The sequence below is a fragment of the Pseudomonas sp. rhizo66 genome, assembly GCF_031931925.1.
GTDB lineage: Bacteria > Pseudomonadota > Gammaproteobacteria > Pseudomonadales > Pseudomonadaceae > Aquipseudomonas.
Genome location: NZ_JAUJWZ010000003.1, coordinates 316073 through 331354, shown reverse-complemented (window position 1 = coordinate 331354; position 15282 = coordinate 316073). Strand labels below are relative to the sequence as shown.

General features: G+C 58.9%; 14 protein-coding genes. 6 read left to right on the top strand and 8 right to left on the bottom strand.

The genetic code is table 11. The features are described 5' to 3' along the window. Positions 1-16: 16 nt before the first annotated feature. The 6 genes from QZR14_RS05845 to yaaA all read right to left on the bottom strand — a co-directional run bounded on the left by QZR14_RS05845 (position 17) and on the right by yaaA (position 8851). A complete protein-coding gene (locus QZR14_RS05845) occupies positions 17-1498 on the bottom strand; it encodes an alginate export family protein (protein ID WP_311996100.1) in 1482 nt (493 codons plus the stop codon). Beyond that, positions 1495-2997 carry an alginate biosynthesis TPR repeat lipoprotein AlgK gene (gene algK, locus QZR14_RS05840; RefSeq protein ID WP_311996099.1) on the bottom strand — a complete coding sequence of 501 codons (1503 nt, stop codon included), beginning with the start codon at positions 2995-2997 and terminating at the stop codon, positions 1495-1497. The genes QZR14_RS05845 and algK overlap by 4 nt, the downstream gene beginning before the upstream one ends. A 9-nt stretch (positions 2998-3006) precedes the next feature. Continuing rightward, on the bottom strand, positions 3007-4176 hold the full coding sequence (locus tag QZR14_RS05835; protein ID WP_311996098.1) for an alginate biosynthesis protein Alg44: 1170 nt from the start codon (positions 4174-4176) through the stop codon (positions 3007-3009). A 35-nt stretch (positions 4177-4211) separates the two neighbouring features. Next, on the bottom strand, positions 4212-5693 hold the full coding sequence (alg8, locus tag QZR14_RS05830; protein WP_371857959.1) for a mannuronan synthase: 1482 nt from the start codon (positions 5691-5693) through the stop codon (positions 4212-4214). 251 nt (positions 5694-5944) lie between these two features. Continuing rightward, positions 5945-7261: a nucleotide sugar dehydrogenase gene (locus tag QZR14_RS05825; protein WP_122609548.1), complete on the bottom strand. Its 1317-nt coding sequence runs from the start codon at positions 7259-7261 to the stop codon at positions 5945-5947. An 810-nt stretch (positions 7262-8071) separates the two neighbouring features. Then, a complete protein-coding gene (gene yaaA, locus QZR14_RS05820) occupies positions 8072-8851 on the bottom strand; it encodes a peroxide stress protein YaaA (RefSeq protein WP_250607366.1) in 780 nt (259 codons plus the stop codon). A gap of 329 nt (positions 8852-9180) precedes the next feature. On the opposite strand from yaaA, the gene QZR14_RS05815 reads away from it, so the two are divergent. The 5 genes from QZR14_RS05815 to moaE all read left to right on the top strand — a co-directional run bounded on the left by QZR14_RS05815 (position 9181) and on the right by moaE (position 13434). Further along, positions 9181-10305 carry a polysaccharide deacetylase family protein gene (locus QZR14_RS05815; RefSeq protein WP_311996097.1) on the top strand — a complete coding sequence of 375 codons (1125 nt, stop codon included), beginning with the start codon at positions 9181-9183 and terminating at the stop codon, positions 10303-10305. 337 nt (positions 10306-10642) lie between these two features. After that, positions 10643-12037 carry a PhoH family protein gene (locus QZR14_RS05810; RefSeq protein ID WP_007914309.1) on the top strand — a complete coding sequence of 465 codons (1395 nt, stop codon included), beginning with the start codon at positions 10643-10645 and terminating at the stop codon, positions 12035-12037. Between the two features lie 228 nt (positions 12038-12265). After that, the gene (moaC, locus tag QZR14_RS05805; protein WP_016985015.1) at positions 12266-12739 is read left to right on the top strand and encodes a cyclic pyranopterin monophosphate synthase MoaC; all 474 of its coding nucleotides are present in this window, start codon (positions 12266-12268) and stop codon (positions 12737-12739) included. Further along, positions 12736-12978: a molybdopterin converting factor subunit 1 gene (gene moaD / locus QZR14_RS05800; protein ID WP_123451855.1), complete on the top strand. Its 243-nt coding sequence runs from the start codon at positions 12736-12738 to the stop codon at positions 12976-12978. The genes moaC and moaD overlap by 4 nt, the downstream gene beginning before the upstream one ends. Positions 12979-12981: 3 nt before the next feature. Continuing rightward, on the top strand, positions 12982-13434 hold the full coding sequence (gene moaE, locus QZR14_RS05795) for a molybdopterin synthase catalytic subunit MoaE (RefSeq protein WP_038357637.1): 453 nt from the start codon (positions 12982-12984) through the stop codon (positions 13432-13434). 3 nt (positions 13435-13437) lie between these two features. On the opposite strand, the gene QZR14_RS05790 is transcribed toward moaE, so the two are convergent. Further along, positions 13438-13731 (bottom strand): hypothetical protein, encoded by a 294-nt coding sequence (locus tag QZR14_RS05790; protein WP_311996096.1) that lies wholly within the window; start codon positions 13729-13731, stop codon positions 13438-13440. Here QZR14_RS05790 and QZR14_RS05785 point away from each other — a divergent pair. Continuing rightward, positions 13730-14506 carry an ABC transporter substrate-binding protein gene (locus QZR14_RS05785; RefSeq protein ID WP_311996095.1) on the top strand — a complete coding sequence of 259 codons (777 nt, stop codon included), beginning with the start codon at positions 13730-13732 and terminating at the stop codon, positions 14504-14506. The genes QZR14_RS05790 and QZR14_RS05785 overlap by 2 nt on opposite strands. Before the next feature lie 84 nt (positions 14507-14590). On the opposite strand, the gene QZR14_RS05780 is transcribed toward QZR14_RS05785, so the two are convergent. Beyond that, positions 14591-15217: a helix-turn-helix transcriptional regulator gene (locus tag QZR14_RS05780; RefSeq protein WP_064586076.1), complete on the bottom strand. Its 627-nt coding sequence runs from the start codon at positions 15215-15217 to the stop codon at positions 14591-14593. Positions 15218-15282 lie beyond the last annotated feature (65 nt).

Sequence of the window (15282 nt, the reverse complement as noted above, 5' to 3'; positions counted from 1 at the left end):
CCCTTGGCGGTTTGCATCAGAAGCGCCAGATCACGTCGATGAACGCGCGGTGCATGTACGAATCAACCTGCTTGCCGTAGGCATCGCCCGGTTTGAACACACCGCCACGGAAGCGCACAAGGGCCGAAGGCTCGTCGATCGACTGGCTCAACGCCGCCGGCAACAGACCTTGCTTGAAGTACTTGGTGACGACCAGGTCCATCTCTTGGCCCAGATCCTTGTTGCCGTCTTCAAGCGGCAGCGAGGTGCTGGAAAGGATCGCGCCGGTGGCGTCATCGGTGTTGTTTTCCGCGGCGTTGATGCCGTTGCTGCCCACTGGCTTGTTACCGTCCACGCGCCAGAACTTGTGGTAGATCAGGCTGGCGTCGTACTCGTCATTGACCATCCACGAACCGAACAGAGTCGCGGTCTGCATGTTGTTCATTTCGCCACGGAACGCTTCACCGAAACGGTGCACACGCGAACGGGTACCGGTGTAGTTGGAGCGGTTGCTCTCCAGACCGTTCTGCTCGTAATCGGCGCTGGCGCGGGCATAGGCACCGCCGACTTGCCATTGCGGATCGAGGCGCAGACGCACACCGATATCAGTGGCCCAGCCGTTGACGTCTTCGCTGCGCTTGGCTTGCGCCGGACGCGAACCATCGGCGTTCAGCGCGTTGACCGTGTCGCGGTCGCCGCTCATGCCGGTGATGCTGCCCCAGTAGTTGACGGTGTTGGTGTTGCGCCAGTTGTAGGCATCGCTGTCGGCGGTCAGGCCGATCCAGCTGATGTCGCCGTTCTGGGTTTTATCCAGCGAGTCGCGCGGGACGCCCGGCTCGGCGTAATCGAGTTTGCCGTCATCGTGGGTGTGGTGACCGCGAATGCCGACCCATTGCCCCGGCGTCCACTGGTAAGCGGCATCGGCGTAGGCGTGCAGGCGATCTTTGTCTTTCGGCGCCAGCTCTTTCAGGTCGGTACGGTATTCGCTGAAGCGTTCGGCGACACCGGCGTTGGCGCGCAACAGGGTGGTGTCGAAGGTCCAGTTCAGCGCTTCGATGTTGGTGTCGCGCCACTGGCCATCGTCATTGCGCAAACGCTGACGACCGAACTTGAGCATCTCGCCCGGGTATGGGGTGAGGCCGCTGTAACCGACCCAGAACTCGCGCATCGCCAGGTAGTTTTTCTTGGTTTTGCGATCACTGTTGTCGGTGGCTTGTTCACCGTCGGATTGTTGCAGGGTGTCGGTTTCGATGATGTCGGTCGAAGTCACGGCCTGACCCATGGCGTAGGCGCTCCACGCGCCGCTTTCGCCGTAGATCCACGGACGCAGGTCGAGGCCGACGCCGTTGACGTCGCCGCCACTGGCGGTGCCGAGGTCACGGTCGTCTTCGGACTGGCCGGTGACTTTCACTTCCAGGCCAAAGTTCTTGGTTTCAGTCATCGCGGCCAGTGTCGGGCAAGACCAGATCAGCGCGAACGAAAGGCCAATGCCGGCCTTCACGAATGGATTCAACTTCATAATTTTTCCTCGCCGTCTTCTTCTTGCAGGGCGTGCAGTTGCAGCGTGGTCGGGTTCAGAGCGCCACGGCTGGCTTGCTCTTGTTGCAGCAGACGTTGGGCTTCGGCCAGACGCTCGGGCGGCAGTTGCGCGGCGAGGGTGGTCGCCAGCTCATCGGCTTGCGGAGTGTTTTGCGCCTTGGCCAATTGGCTGAACACATAGGCATTGAGCGGGTCGGGTTTGGTGCCCTTGCCTTGGGAAAACAGTTGGGCGATGGCGAAGTCGGCGCTGTTCTGGCCATTGCGCGCAGCGGTCAGCAGGTGGTCGAGGGCCTTCTGCGGATAGACCTTGCCCAGGTAGCCACGGCGATAGATCTGGCCGAGGTAGTAGTCGGCGGCAACTTCGCGTCCCACGGCTTTCTGGAAATGTTCTTCGGCGATTTTGGCGTCGGCCGGGACCAGTTTGCCTTCGTAGTAGAGCTTGCCCAGCAAAAGTTCGGCGCGTGGCTGATCGGCTGCGCGGCCGTTGTCGAGGTACTTCATCATCTGATCGACGTCGCCCAGTTCCGGGTAGTCGTAGAGCAGTTGCGCGAGGGTCACCCACGACGCCGGGTAGCCCGGAGCGATCGGCTCCAATAGCGACTGCGCGGTTTTTTCGTCGGTCTTGCCGAGGGTCGAGTCGGCCAATACGCGGGCCACGGAATCGACACGCTGCGCGGTGACCGTGCCACGGCTGTAACCGGCCTGCATCTGCTTGATCAGCTCGGCCTGCTGCTCTGGCTGGGCACGTTTCTGATAGACCGTGGCCAGTTCGACGTAGCAGATGTCGGTGGTGTTGAGCGCGGCTTTGCAGATTTTTTCCACGTCATCCAGGTGCTGGTCGTAAGTGCCTTGGGTGCGATACAGCAGCACCTGGGCCAGACCGGCTTCCGGGTAACCGGACTTGCGCCACTGATCGATCTGCTGCTGCGCGTTGATGTTGGGGAAGCTGTGCGGGTATTGCAGATAGAGCATCGCCAGCGGGATCAACGTGTTGCCTTCGCCATTGGCGGCGGCTTTTTTCAGCAGGCTTTCGGCTTCGTGGTGCTCGGCTTCGGTAGAACCCGGTTTGGCCACCAACAGGCGACCGAGACGGGCCTGAGCGCGCGGCGAAACACTAGCGGCGGCGCGGTAAGTCGCTTCGGCCTGTTTCATTTGCGCGGGGTCGCGGCTGTCGACCTGGATATCAGCGAGGCCGACTTGCGCTTCGCTGTAACCCAGGTCCGCCAGTTGCTGATAGTTCTGCGCGGCGGTGGCAGTGTCGCCACGCTTGAGCGCTTCGTTGGCCAGACGCTGATCGGGCAGGCCGGCGCAACCGGCCAGACTGACCGCCAGCGCCAAGGCACATACTGATCCCTTGTGGGAGCTGGCTTGCCAGCGATTCAGGCGACTCGGTTTTTCAGCTAGACCGCATTGATCCCATCGCTGGCAAGCCAGCTCCCACAGGGATTGTGGTGTTCTCAGAAAAAAGGTCACAGGCATGTCCTCGACTTAAAGACCGGCAGCCATGGCTTTGTCGATCAGCCAGTTCAGGTTCGGGCCACGGTCGCTGTTCACTTCCACCGGGCGGCCGGCGAGGCTGCTGTCGAGCGGCTCGTCAGGCTGGATCTGCACGCGGATGTCGGAGGACAGGTCGGCGCTTTTCAGGCTGGTGCTGCTGACGATCTTGCCGGTGCGGGTCTTGTCTTCGCCGGCGATCTGGAAGCTGACCGGGGTGCCCGGACGCACGTCGCCGAACTGGCGATAGGAGAAGCGTGCATCGACGGTGGCCTGGGTGTTACGCGGCACCAGTTGGAAGATCACATCGCCCTTGCTCGCGTACTGACCGTCAGCCACCAGTTGCTGGGCCACGGTGCAATCGCACGGCGAGGTCAGGGTGCCGGTCATTTGCTTGCCGAACAGCTCTTCAACCTTGGCCGGTGCCAGTTGGTCTTCGTCCAGATGGCCTTTGAGCACGTCGAGCATGCTGGTGCTGAAGGTCGCCAGTGGCGCGCCTTTGGCTGCGACGCCGTCGGACTTGATCAGGCTCTGCACGGTGCCGTCACGCGGCATGGTGATGTTCATCCCCGGCACGCTGACCAGACCGGCCTGCGCGTGGCTGACGAAGTACATGCCGTATACCGATTTGAAAATGAAACCCGCCGCGACCAGACCGACCGCGAAGATACCGGCGCTGAAGGTCACTGCTTTCAGGCGGCCGAACGGAGTCATGCCGGAGCCGCCGTCCTTGACCTTGCGCGCCTTGGTGAAGTTGTCACGCTGCAGGGTTGCCAGCACTTCACCCATGCTGACGATGTCGCCGGCCAGGTGCGAAGTGATCAAGTGGCGCAGGGTGGAAATATCCTGCGGCTCCAGATTCTGGAACTGGCAGCCGGCACGGCCGGTCTGGCGGTCGAAGGAACGCACTTGCAGTTCAACGTCCATAGCCAGGCCGAGGTTGTCGATGACAAATTGCAGGCGGGCCTTGTACACCTCACCGATGGTCAGCGGCATTTGCCCGGCGTTGAACGCCAGACCACCGGCGGACAGGTCGAGGACCCGCGCTTCCATTGGCGTCCGGTCGGGGCCGAAGAAGCGCAGTTTGGCCGGGATTTTCACGCGGGCGTGTTGGCGCTGGGCTTCGGATTCATGCACTACGTTGGCGTTGACGGCGGTATTCATGGGGGCGATTTCCTTGTTAATTCAATAGGGGCAGGTCAGACCATCATCAGCAGCACGGCGACGAAAATGCTGCCGGCGGAGAAGGTCATGGTCCGAGACGACCAGGTGTTGAACCAACGTTGAAAGCTGGCGAGATCACGGGTCAGGGAAGTGGGTTGGCGAGTCCAGGATTGTTGGTCGAGGCGGAAGAACACGTAGATCTTCACCAGCGCACCGACGATCTGGTTGTAATACAGAATCGCTGGGTAAGCCGGGCCGATGCGGTGACCGGAACACGACAACAGCAACGTCAGAATCAAGCGGGTGATGCCGATCCACAGCAGGTAAACCAGGATGAACGCGGTGCCGTACTTGAAGCTGGCGATGAGCGCCACGGTCAGGCCGAGCAGCGAGGTCCACATCGAAACGCGCTGGTCGAACAGCACCACCGAGGTGAACGCGCCGAGGCGTTTCACACCCAGGCCCAGCGCTCGCGAGTTCTGGCGCAGGTTGTTGCCGTACCAGCGAAACATCAGTTTGCGGCTGGCCTTGATGAAGCTCTTTTCCGGCGGGTGTTCAACGGTGTTGATCGCTGCGTCAGGCACGTAAAAGGTGTCGTAACCCAGGCGCATCAGGCTGAACCAGCTCGACTTGTCGTCGCCGGTCAAAAACTTGAAACGGCCCAGACGCCAGTGTTGCAGCGAGTCGCTTTCAACGTCGGCGATGAATTCCGGGTTGGTCACCACGGTGGCGCGAAACACCGACATACGACCGGTCATGGTCAGCACGCGTTTGGACAGGGCCATCGAGCACATGTTGATGTGGCGCTGAGCGAAACGCAGCTTGTGCCATTCGCTCATGATGTAGCCGCCGCGCACTTCGCAGAACTCGTTGGTGGTCAGGCCGCCGACGTTGCCGAACAGCTGGAACCACGGCACGGTCTTGCGCACGGTGCCTTCGCCGAGCACGGTGTCACCGTCGATCACGGCAACCACAGCACGGTCGTCCGGCAAGTGACGGGAGATCGCGCGGAAACCATAGGCCAGGCCATCGCGTTTGCCGGTGCCGGGAATGCGCACGAAGTCGAGCTTCACGCGGTCGGGCGGATTCATCCGCGCCCACAGTGCCTTGACCAGTAGCTCATCGGACATTTCCACGATCGAGCAGACCACGGTGGTCGGCAGTTCGCAGTCGATGGCTTCACGGATCACCGAGCTGTAGACCTGCGCGGTGGTGAGCGCGTCGATACGGAAACTGGTGACCATCAGGAACACATGCGACGGGTCCGCCGCCTTACCCAGCTTGCGCACTTTGCGGCGCAGGTGCGGGTAAACGATGTAGAGAAAAATCATGCCGCGCACAAAGTGCGTTGCACCCATCGAGTAGCGCCAGATACCCACGGCGCCAATCAGGAAAATGAAGTCCTTCGACTCGGAGTCGAATGTGGACGTGGGCAGCATCAAGGCCAGGCCCATCAACAAACTGAGGTAAAACAGCCAACCGGCGGCCTGAAGTAGGCCGTGCTTTAGCCTGTGCATAATCTGCATCCGTCTCTATCTCGGGCGAGCCCGATGGGGTTAAGGCAGGCTTACAAAGAACTGCGATGTCACGCGCAATTCGGGCGAACCCTGTAGGAGCTGCCGAAGGCTGCGATCTGTTGATCTTTGCCGGTTCACTCGGGACTCAAGCGTTTGGGGCAAAGATCGCAGCCTTCGGCAGCTCCTACATTTGGGTTCACACATTGGTTGCGCGCCGCCTATGGGTTACGCGGCGGCGCGCAACGTCTGCTTTACCAGCAGATACCTTCGGTGCGCGTACCGGCGTCGGTGGCTTTGGCCATGAAGCCGACCAGGTCGATGACCTGCTTGCCGTGCGGCGCTTGCTGGGCCAACGGGCGGAACTTCTCGTCGCGGTTGCCGAGGATGATCACGTCGGAGTTGTCGATCACCGAATCGAAGTCCGAATTGAGCAGGGACGACACGTGCGGGATTTTCGACTCGATGTAGTCTTTGTTCGCGCCGTGAACACGGGCGTACTCGACGTTGCTGTCGTAGATGCTCAGGTCGTAACCCTTGCCGATCAGCATCTCGGCCAGTTCCACCAGCGGGCTTTCGCGCAGGTCGTCGGTGCCGGCCTTGAAGCTCAGGCCGAGCAGGGCGACTTTGCGTTTGTCGTGACTTTCAACGATGTCGAAAGCGTTCTGCACTTGCGATTCGTTGCTGCGCATCAGCGAGTTGAGCAGCGGTGCTTCGACGTCCAGCGAACCGGCGCGGTAGGTCAGGGCGCGCACGTCTTTCGGCAGGCACGAACCGCCGAAGGCGAAGCCTGGGCGCATGTAGTACTGGGACAGGTTGAGGGTCTTGTCCTGGCAGACCACTTCCATCACTTCACGGCCATCGACGCCGACCGCTTTGGCGATGTTGCCGATCTCGTTGGCGAAGGTCACTTTGGTCGCGTGCCAGACGTTGCAGGTGTACTTGATCATCTCGGCAACGGCGATGTCCTTGCGGATGATCGGTGCGTCGAGTTCTTCGTACAGCGATTGCAAAACGTCGCCCGAGGCCTTGTCGAACTCGCCGATGACGGTCATCGGTGGCAGGTCGTAGTCGGCGATGGCGGTGGATTCGCGCAGGAACTCAGGGTTGACCGCAACGCCGAAGTCGACACCGGCCTTCTTGCCCGAGCAGTCTTCAAGAATCGGGATCACTACGTTGGCAACGGTGCCCGGCAGTACGGTGCTGCGCACGACGATGGTGTGGCGGGTGGTTTTTTCACGCAGGACAAAACCGATCTCGCGGCATACCGCTTCGATGTAGTTCAGTTCGAGGTCGCCGTTCTTCTTGCTCGGCGTACCGACGCAGATCATCGACAGGTCGGTGTCGCGAATCGCCTCGGCGAAGTTGGTCGTGCCACGCAGGCGACCGGTCTGGATACCCTGTTGCAGAAGTTCGCCCAAGCCCGGTTCAACAATCGGCGACTTACCGGCGTTGATCATGTCGATCTTGTCTTTGGCAACATCGACGCCAACTACGTCATGGCCCCGTGCAGACAGGCAACCGGCACATACTGCGCCAACGTAACCCAAACCAAATATGCTGATGCGCATCGCAATTACCTCTGTATATATCAGGCCTTAGAGGGCCGGAGTTAATGGTGTTCAGCGTTCATTAGTGCACTCGAAAGTGCGGCATACAGGCGCCACAACGCCGTGTGCAGGCATACTAAGTTTCGAGTGTCTAAATAAGTGCACTCAAGATGTGCGCAACCAGGCCTTGTTGTTATGACTTGCCCTGTTATGCAGCCGATCTTCTTTGGAGAAGACTCTTGTGCAATCGTCTTACGCGCTCGATGTCAGGATAAAAGTCCCGTAAATCAAGCGGTTGGGTGCTCAGGCGAGCACGTTTATAAGGGCGCGGCCATGGCCTTTGTAGGGGATATAAATGGTGCGTATCTCCTGTCCAGCGTCTGTTTTGAGACTAGTTAGTCATCTAGGCAAGTTGCTGTGACAACTTGGTTACATGGCTATCTGCTCCGCGTAAGTTATCTCGTACAAACTCGGCGAGAATCGTTACCGGTGGTATGAGCTATGCATTCGGACGAAGTTCCTGTCCGCTCATCGCGAAATCTGAAATTTTTTGAAATATTGTCAGAGATGGCACTAGTCTCAATTTGATAGCACTTTCGTTTTCGACCTTTATTAACAGGCGAAAAATCACGTTAGATAGTTTTGTGCCACTACGGTGAAAAAAATCAGGTGCCACTACTGAAAAAATTGATCAGTGTCGAGTGAAACTAATATTAGAAAAGGTAGGGGTATTATTTTGGCGCCATAAAAATGGCGAAAACAGGCGGGGGATTTTTGACATCGTGCGAGCTGCACGACTCTTTATAGAAAGAGTCGTGCATTAGGCATGCTTTATTCGGGGGCGTGGTCGCGCAAAAACACCAGATTGTCCGGTTTCGATTGCTCAGCGCTGTAGCGATAACCCTGCACATCGAACTGTTTGAGCTGGGCCGGATCGTTGATCTTTTCCTGGATCACGAAACGGCTCATCAGGCCTCGTGCCTTTTTCGCGTAGAAGCTGATGATCTTGTATTGGCCGTTCTTCTGATCCTTGAACTCGGTGTTGATGATCCGCGCGTTCAGGGCTGTGCGTTTGACCGCCGAGAAGTATTCGTTTGAGGCGAGGTTGAGCAGCACGTCATCGCCCTGATCGGCCAACGCCTCATTCAGCCACTCGCTGATGCGCGTGCCCCAGAAGGCGTACAGGTCTTTGCCACGGGCGTTGGCCAGTTTGGTGCCCATTTCCAGACGGTACGGTTGCATCAGGTCGAGCGGGCGCAGCAAGCCGTAGAGGCCAGAGAGCATGCGCAGGTGTTTTTGCGCGTAATCGAAATCGGCTTCGCTGAAGGACTGCGCGTCCAGACCGGTGTAGACGTCACCCTTGAACGCGAGCAGTGCCTGTTTGGCATTGTCTGGCGTGAAGGCTGGCGTCCAGCTGCCGAAACGCGCGGCGTTGAGCCCGCCGATCTTGTCCGACACGTGCATCAGTTCGCTGATCTGCGCCGGGGTCAGGTCGCGCAATTGCTGGATCAGTTCTTGGGAATGGTCGAGGTATTGCGGCTGAGTGAAACGCTGGGTCGCCGGCGGTGTTTCGTAATCGAGGGTCTTGGCGGGGGAAATCACCATCAGCATGAAGTCGTCTCCTTTAATCGTGGGGGCGATTCTAGGGGGTTGTCCGAGTTGACTCCAGCTATGGGGGTAATAGGTGTGGGGGAAGCTCGGGCATTTGCGACGGCTGGTGGATTCTTCCCTCACCCCAGCCCTCTCCCAGAGGGAGAGGGAGCCGATCTTCGTTGGTTTCAAAATTTGAGTTCGACTCGTTAGTTCAGATTGGCGGATATCGAAAGGGATACTCGGTCAGCTCCCTCTCCCTCCGGGAGAGGGTTGGGGTGAGGGCAGCGTCCGTGAATCTTGCACATCAGCTATAGTGCCGCGCGGGTTTTGTTATGGAGACATCCCTTTTGCGCATTGTTCTTTTATTCACCGCGTGGCTGTTGAGCTTCGGTGCCGTGGCGGCGCCGGGCGATGTGGCGACGCTGGATCGCAGCACCTGGCCAGAGCAGCTCAGCAATCCGACGCTGTTTGATGTGGCGTCCCGGGCGGAAATCCTCATGTTCGCCCGTGGTCTGCTCGGTACTGAGTCGATCGACGAGGCCGCTTTGGCCCAGCGTCTGGGCCTGCGTACGGTCAATGTCGACGCGGTCAACATTCTGCGTCAACGCCTCTGGCAGCGCCTGTTGGCCAACTACAACTACGCCCAGCAAAGCTGCGATCAGGACGCCTCGTTCTGCTTCCTTGTCGAAGACTTGCCGACGCTGCGCGAGCAAGCCGCCAAGTTCGTAGTCAGCGACGACAGCTATTACACCAAGTGGGCCGAGCCGAGCCGGATCTTCCATCTGCAGTATCTCGACGAGTTGCTGCGTAAGGCCGCCCTGTCGCCACAGACCAGCAACGAATTCGATCGTTTCGGCGACTACGAGCGTAATGGCGACGAGATGCACGATCGCCTGTTTCTGCTGACCTTCGACAGCGCCGCCAACCTGCAACCGGACAACACCGATTGGCTCACCGAGTACCTGCGCAAATCTAATCTGAGCGGTACGTTCTTTGTGTTGGGCAAGGATATTCAGGCGCGGCTGGCCGATCGTTCGGTGAGCAGCCTGCAAGCGGGATTCTCCAGACAGTGCGTGGGCGTTCAAGGTTGGGAGTTCCGCTCCCACAGTCACTGGCAGGACTGGCAGGATTCGGTGCGGCGCAGTGCTGATCTGGTGAAGAACAAGTTGCCGGAAAACTACGTGCCGCTGTTCCGTCCGCCGGAAGGCCAGCGGCGTAGCGATGCGCAAGGTTTCTTCAACACCCAAGGCCTGCAAGTGGCGCTGTGGGACATCGACGCCCAGGACGGCGCTGGCAAACTCAAGGGCGCGCCGAGTGCGCAGCGGGTGCTGACCCTGATGCTGTTGTGGCGCCACGGGGTGATCAATTTCAACATGAAACAGGACGCGGTGAAGACCGCGTTGCCGTGGTTGATCACGCAAACCGCGCAGAGCGGTATCGGTTGGGAAGACTGTCAGGACGCGTTTCGTTGAGAAACGGCAAAAGCCCGGAAACATTGCGCTTGGGGCGATTTTCTTGAGGAATTCGGTGCAGGCGGACTTCCGACTTTAGCGGGGTCTGGGCAGTCCGCCAAGGGCTTTTCGTCACTCTGCAAAATAAACTTAAAAAAACCGTCAAAGTGCTTTTTTATGTCATCGGTTTTGGAGTATTACGAAGACAGACCGCCGAAACCTGCAACACAGGTGGCGTCTTCCAAGACCCGTTTGTTTGCAGTCACTTGAATCTCCGCAGGTGAGATTTCGGCAGTCACTTCGAGGCGCAGCACCGCCCAGGTATTGCGTCCAATGGCTCTGACAAAGGTGACCGAGTATGGATGATCACGGACGTAGCCCTTCCTCCAACCAGCCAATCCTTTATGTACTCGATACCAACGTATTGATTCACGATCCAAACGCCCTGCTGAATTTCGAAGAACACCACGTCGCGATCCCGATGACCGTGCTGGAAGAGCTGGACAAGCTCAAGAGCGGGCATCACAGCGTTGCCGCCGAATGCCGTCAGGCCATCCGGCTGATCGACAAGACCTTGGGCGACGCTTCCCCGGAAGACGTTGAACTGGGTGTGCCGATCCAGCGCGGCAAGGGCGGGCCAAAGGGCTTGCTGTCAATTCTGATGAGCAAACAGGCCGAATCGAACCTGATTCTGCCCGAGCATCTGAACGACAACAAAATCATCAACCAACTGATCGACCTGCACACCCGCGACCCGAAAAAGCCTGTGGTGCTGGTCACCAAAGACATCAACATGCGCCTCAAGGCGCGCGCCTGTGGCATCGATGCCGAGGACTACAGCACCGACCAACTGGTCGATGACGTGTCCCTGCTGCCCAACGGCTATCACAACATGACCGGCTCTTTCTGGGACCGCGTGAGCAAGGTCGACACCCGTCAGGATCACGGTCGCACCTGGCATCAAGTGCAACTGATCGACAACCTGCCGGCAGTACACATCAACGAGTTCATCATTGACGAACAGGGCTTTGTCGGCTGGATCAAGGAGATCGACGAGGCCAAGCTGCTGATCCTCGACCTGCATCAGGAACCGCTGCTGCACCAAGAGGCCTGGGGGCTCAAACCACGCGACATCTATCAGAGTCTGGCGCTGTACGCGTTGCTCGATCCGGACATTCATCTGGTCAACCTGTCCGGTGCGGCAGGCTCCGGTAAAACCATTCTGGCACTGGCTGCTGCGATTGAGCAGACCATGGTCAGCAAGCGTTATCGGCGCATCATTGCCACCCGCAGCGTGCAAGGCCTGGATCAGGAAATCGGCTTCCTGCCCGGCACCGAAGCGGAAAAAATGGAGCCTTGGCTGGGCGCCATCACCGACAACCTCGAAGCCTTGCACATGGATGACGAAAACACCCATGGCAGCGTCGACTACATCCTCAGCAAAGTGCCGTTGCAGTTCAAATCGCTCAACTACATTCGCGGTCGCAGCTTCCAGCAGAGCCTGATCCTGATCGACGAATGCCAGAACCTTACGCCGCACCAGATGAAAACCATCATCACCCGTGCCGGCGCCGGCTCCAAAGTGGTGTGCCTGGGCAACCTCGCACAGATCGACACCCCTTACCTGTCCGCGACCAGCTCCGGGCTGACGTACCTGACCGAACGCTTCAAGGATTTCCCCAACGGTGTACACATCACCCTGCAAGGGGTGCCTCGCTCGATCCTGGCCGAATACGCCGAATCGCATCTGTAACCCTTGACCCAAAACCGGGCGGCCCTTAAAGCCGCCCGGTTTTTTATGCCCCTGCACAAATCCCAATGTAGGAGCTGCCGAAGGCTGCGATCTTTTGATCTTGTTTTTAAAAATCAAAGTCAAAAGATCGCAGCCTTCGGCAGCTCCTACACGAAGAACACCATATTCGTGCGTGCGGAAATTTGACCCGCAGGTTTACAATCCCCGCTCCTGATCAGGAGTAATCCCGTGCTGACTCATCTCGATTCCCAAGGTCGCGCCAACATGGTCGACGTCACCGAAAAAGCCGTGACGTTCCGTGAAGCGACGGCCCAAGCGCTGGTGCGCATGCTCCCCGAAACGCTGCAGATGATCGTCAGCGGCGGCCATCCCAAGGGTGATGTGTTTGCCGTGGCGCGCATCGCCGGCATTCAAGCGGCGAAGAAAACCAGCGATCTGATTCCCCTGTGCCACCCGCTGATGCTTACCGGCGTCAAAGTCGAACTCAGCGCTGACGGCGAAGACACCGTGCGCATCGTCGCCCGCTGTAAACTGTCCGGGCAGACCGGCGTCGAGATGGAAGCGCTGACCGCCGCCAGCGTCGCCGCTCTGACCATTTACGACATGTGCAAAGCCGTGGATCGCGGCATGACCATCGAAAGCGTTCGTCTGCTGGAGAAGGTCGGCGGCAAGAGCGGGCACTTCCAGGCGGAGCAGCCATGAACCTGACCGTGAAGTTTTTTGCCCGTTACCGTGAAGCGCTGGGCGTGGATTCGGTAAAGGTTGAAGGTGATTTCGCCACCGTCGATGACGTGCGCGCACTGCTCGCGCAGCGTGACGGCGCCGAGGTGCTGAGCGAGCAGAACCTGATGTGCGCACGCAACGAAGACCTCTGCCAGCTCGACGAGCCGGTGACCGATGGCGACGAAGTGGCGTTTTTCCCCACCGTGACCGGAGGCTGAGCCATGGCGATTCGCGTGCAGGCCACGCCGTTCGATCCGGGCGCTGAAGTCAACGCGATGCACGCTGCCAATGTCGGCGTCGGCGCGGTGGTGAGTTTTGTCGGTTACGTGCGTGATTTCAACGATGGGCTGGATGTGGCCGGGATGTTCCTTGAGCACTATCCGGGCATGACCGAAAAAGCCCTCGGCAAGATCGCCATCGAAGCCGAACAGCGCTGGCCATTGCTGAAGCTGGAAGTGCTGCATCGCATCGGCGCACTGGAGCCGGGCGAGCCGATCGTGTTTGTCGGCGCGGCCAGCGCCCATCGCCAGGCCGCATTCGACGCCTGCGCCTTCGTCATGGATTACCTGAAAACCCGCGCACCGTTCTGGAAGAAGGAAAACACCAGCGACGGGCCGCGATGGGTCGAAGGGCGTGACAGCGATCACGCCGCCGCCGATCGCTGGAAGAAATAAGTTCTATAGCGCCTTCCAATCCGCCATCGCTGGCAAGCCAGCTCCCACAGGGTTTTGCGTCGTGCACATATTTTTTGTGCACCACTGAAACTGTGGGAGCTGGCTTGCCAGCGATGAGGCCATCTGCAACACCAAAAAACCTCGCAGACACTCTCTTCTTCCTGATTGACGATTTGTACCTGAGAGTCCAGTATGGATTTCCAAGTACAAAAAAGCTTCTGTCTTGCAGCTATCAGCTTGCCGCTTGTAGGTGCTCTTCTTCGCCAAACCAACAACAACCTGCGAGAGAACGAACATGAAGAAACTCCCCCTCATCACCGGTCTGGCCCTGAGCCTGTTGGCCTCTGCCAGCGTGTTCGCTGCCGAGCAAACCCTGCGCATCGGCATTGAAGCCGCTTATCCGCCCTTCGCTTCGAAAACCGACAAGGGCGAAATCGTCGGTTTCGACTACGACATCGGCAACGCCTTGTGCACGCAGATGAAGGTCAAGTGTGTGTGGGTCGAAGGTGAGTTCGACGGTCTGATTCCTTCGCTGAAAGTGAAGAAGATCGACATGGCGCTGTCATCGATGACCATCAACGAAGACCGCAAGAAGTCGGTGGATTTCACTCACAAGTACTACTTCACCTCGTCACGCCTGGTGATGAAGGAAGGCGCCACGGTTGACGATCAGTACGCCAGCCTCAAGGGCAAGAACGTCGGCGTGCAGCGCGCGACCACCACCGATCGTTATGCCACCGAGGTATTTGAGCCCAAGGGCATCAACGTCAAGCGCTACAGCAACAACGAAGAGATTTACATGGACCTGGCGGCGGGGCGCCTCGATGCCATTTTCGCCGACACGATCCCGTTGAATGATTTCCTGTCGATGCCGCGTGGCAAGGGTTACGCGTTTGTCGGGCCTGAGTTGAAGGATCCGAAGTACGTGGGCGAGGGCGCAGGGATTGCGGTGCGCAAGGGCAATGCCGAACTGGTCAGCCAGTTGAATGGCGCCATCGATGGCATTCGCGCCAGTGGCGAGTATCAGAAGATTTCCGAGAAGTATTTCAAGTCCGACATTTACGGCGACTGATAAAAAAGATCGCAGCCTTCGGCAGCTCCTACATGGAAATGCGTGCTCCTGTAGGAGCTGCCGCAGGCTGCGATCTTTTGCTCCTCAGCCCTTCAATTCCTTCAAATGCTTGTACACCGTCGCCCGCCCCATGTTCAGCACATTGGCCACATAGTTCGAGGCACTCTTGCCCTTGAACGCCCCCTCGGCGTGTAGCGCCAGCACCAGTTCGCGCTTGTGATCGCGAGTCAGCAGATTCAGGCTCAGTTGCCGCTCGCGCAGCCAGGCGTGGAGGAAGGTGTTGATGCGTTCCTGCCAGTCATCACGGAACAGCGAGTCCGGCTGGGGAATCAGCTTGCTCGGCGAGAGAAACAGGTCCAGCGCCGCTTTGGCATTCTCGAACAGCGAAATATTCAGGTTGATGCACAACACTGCCAGCGGCCGGCCTTCGCTGTCGCGCAGCACGGTGCTCAGGCTGCGAATCTTCTGGCCATCCCAATTGAGCTTTTCGTACGGGCCGATATTGCGGTCGCTGACATCCTCGCTGAGCATGTCTTCCAGCGACGAGTCGTCGCCGATCTCACGTTTGGACAGGTTGTTGGCGATGTAGTCGACCTTCTGCGTGCGCAGGTCGTGCAGCACCACTTCGGCGTGAGGAAAGAACAGCGTGGCGATGGCGTCGGCGACGGCGCGGAAGTTATCCAGCGCCGGGTCGAATTCGGGGGCAGTCATGACAGTGGAGCTCCAGGCAGCGTCAACGCCCCCGTGATCAGGAGGCGTTGCGAGTGTGCCGCAAT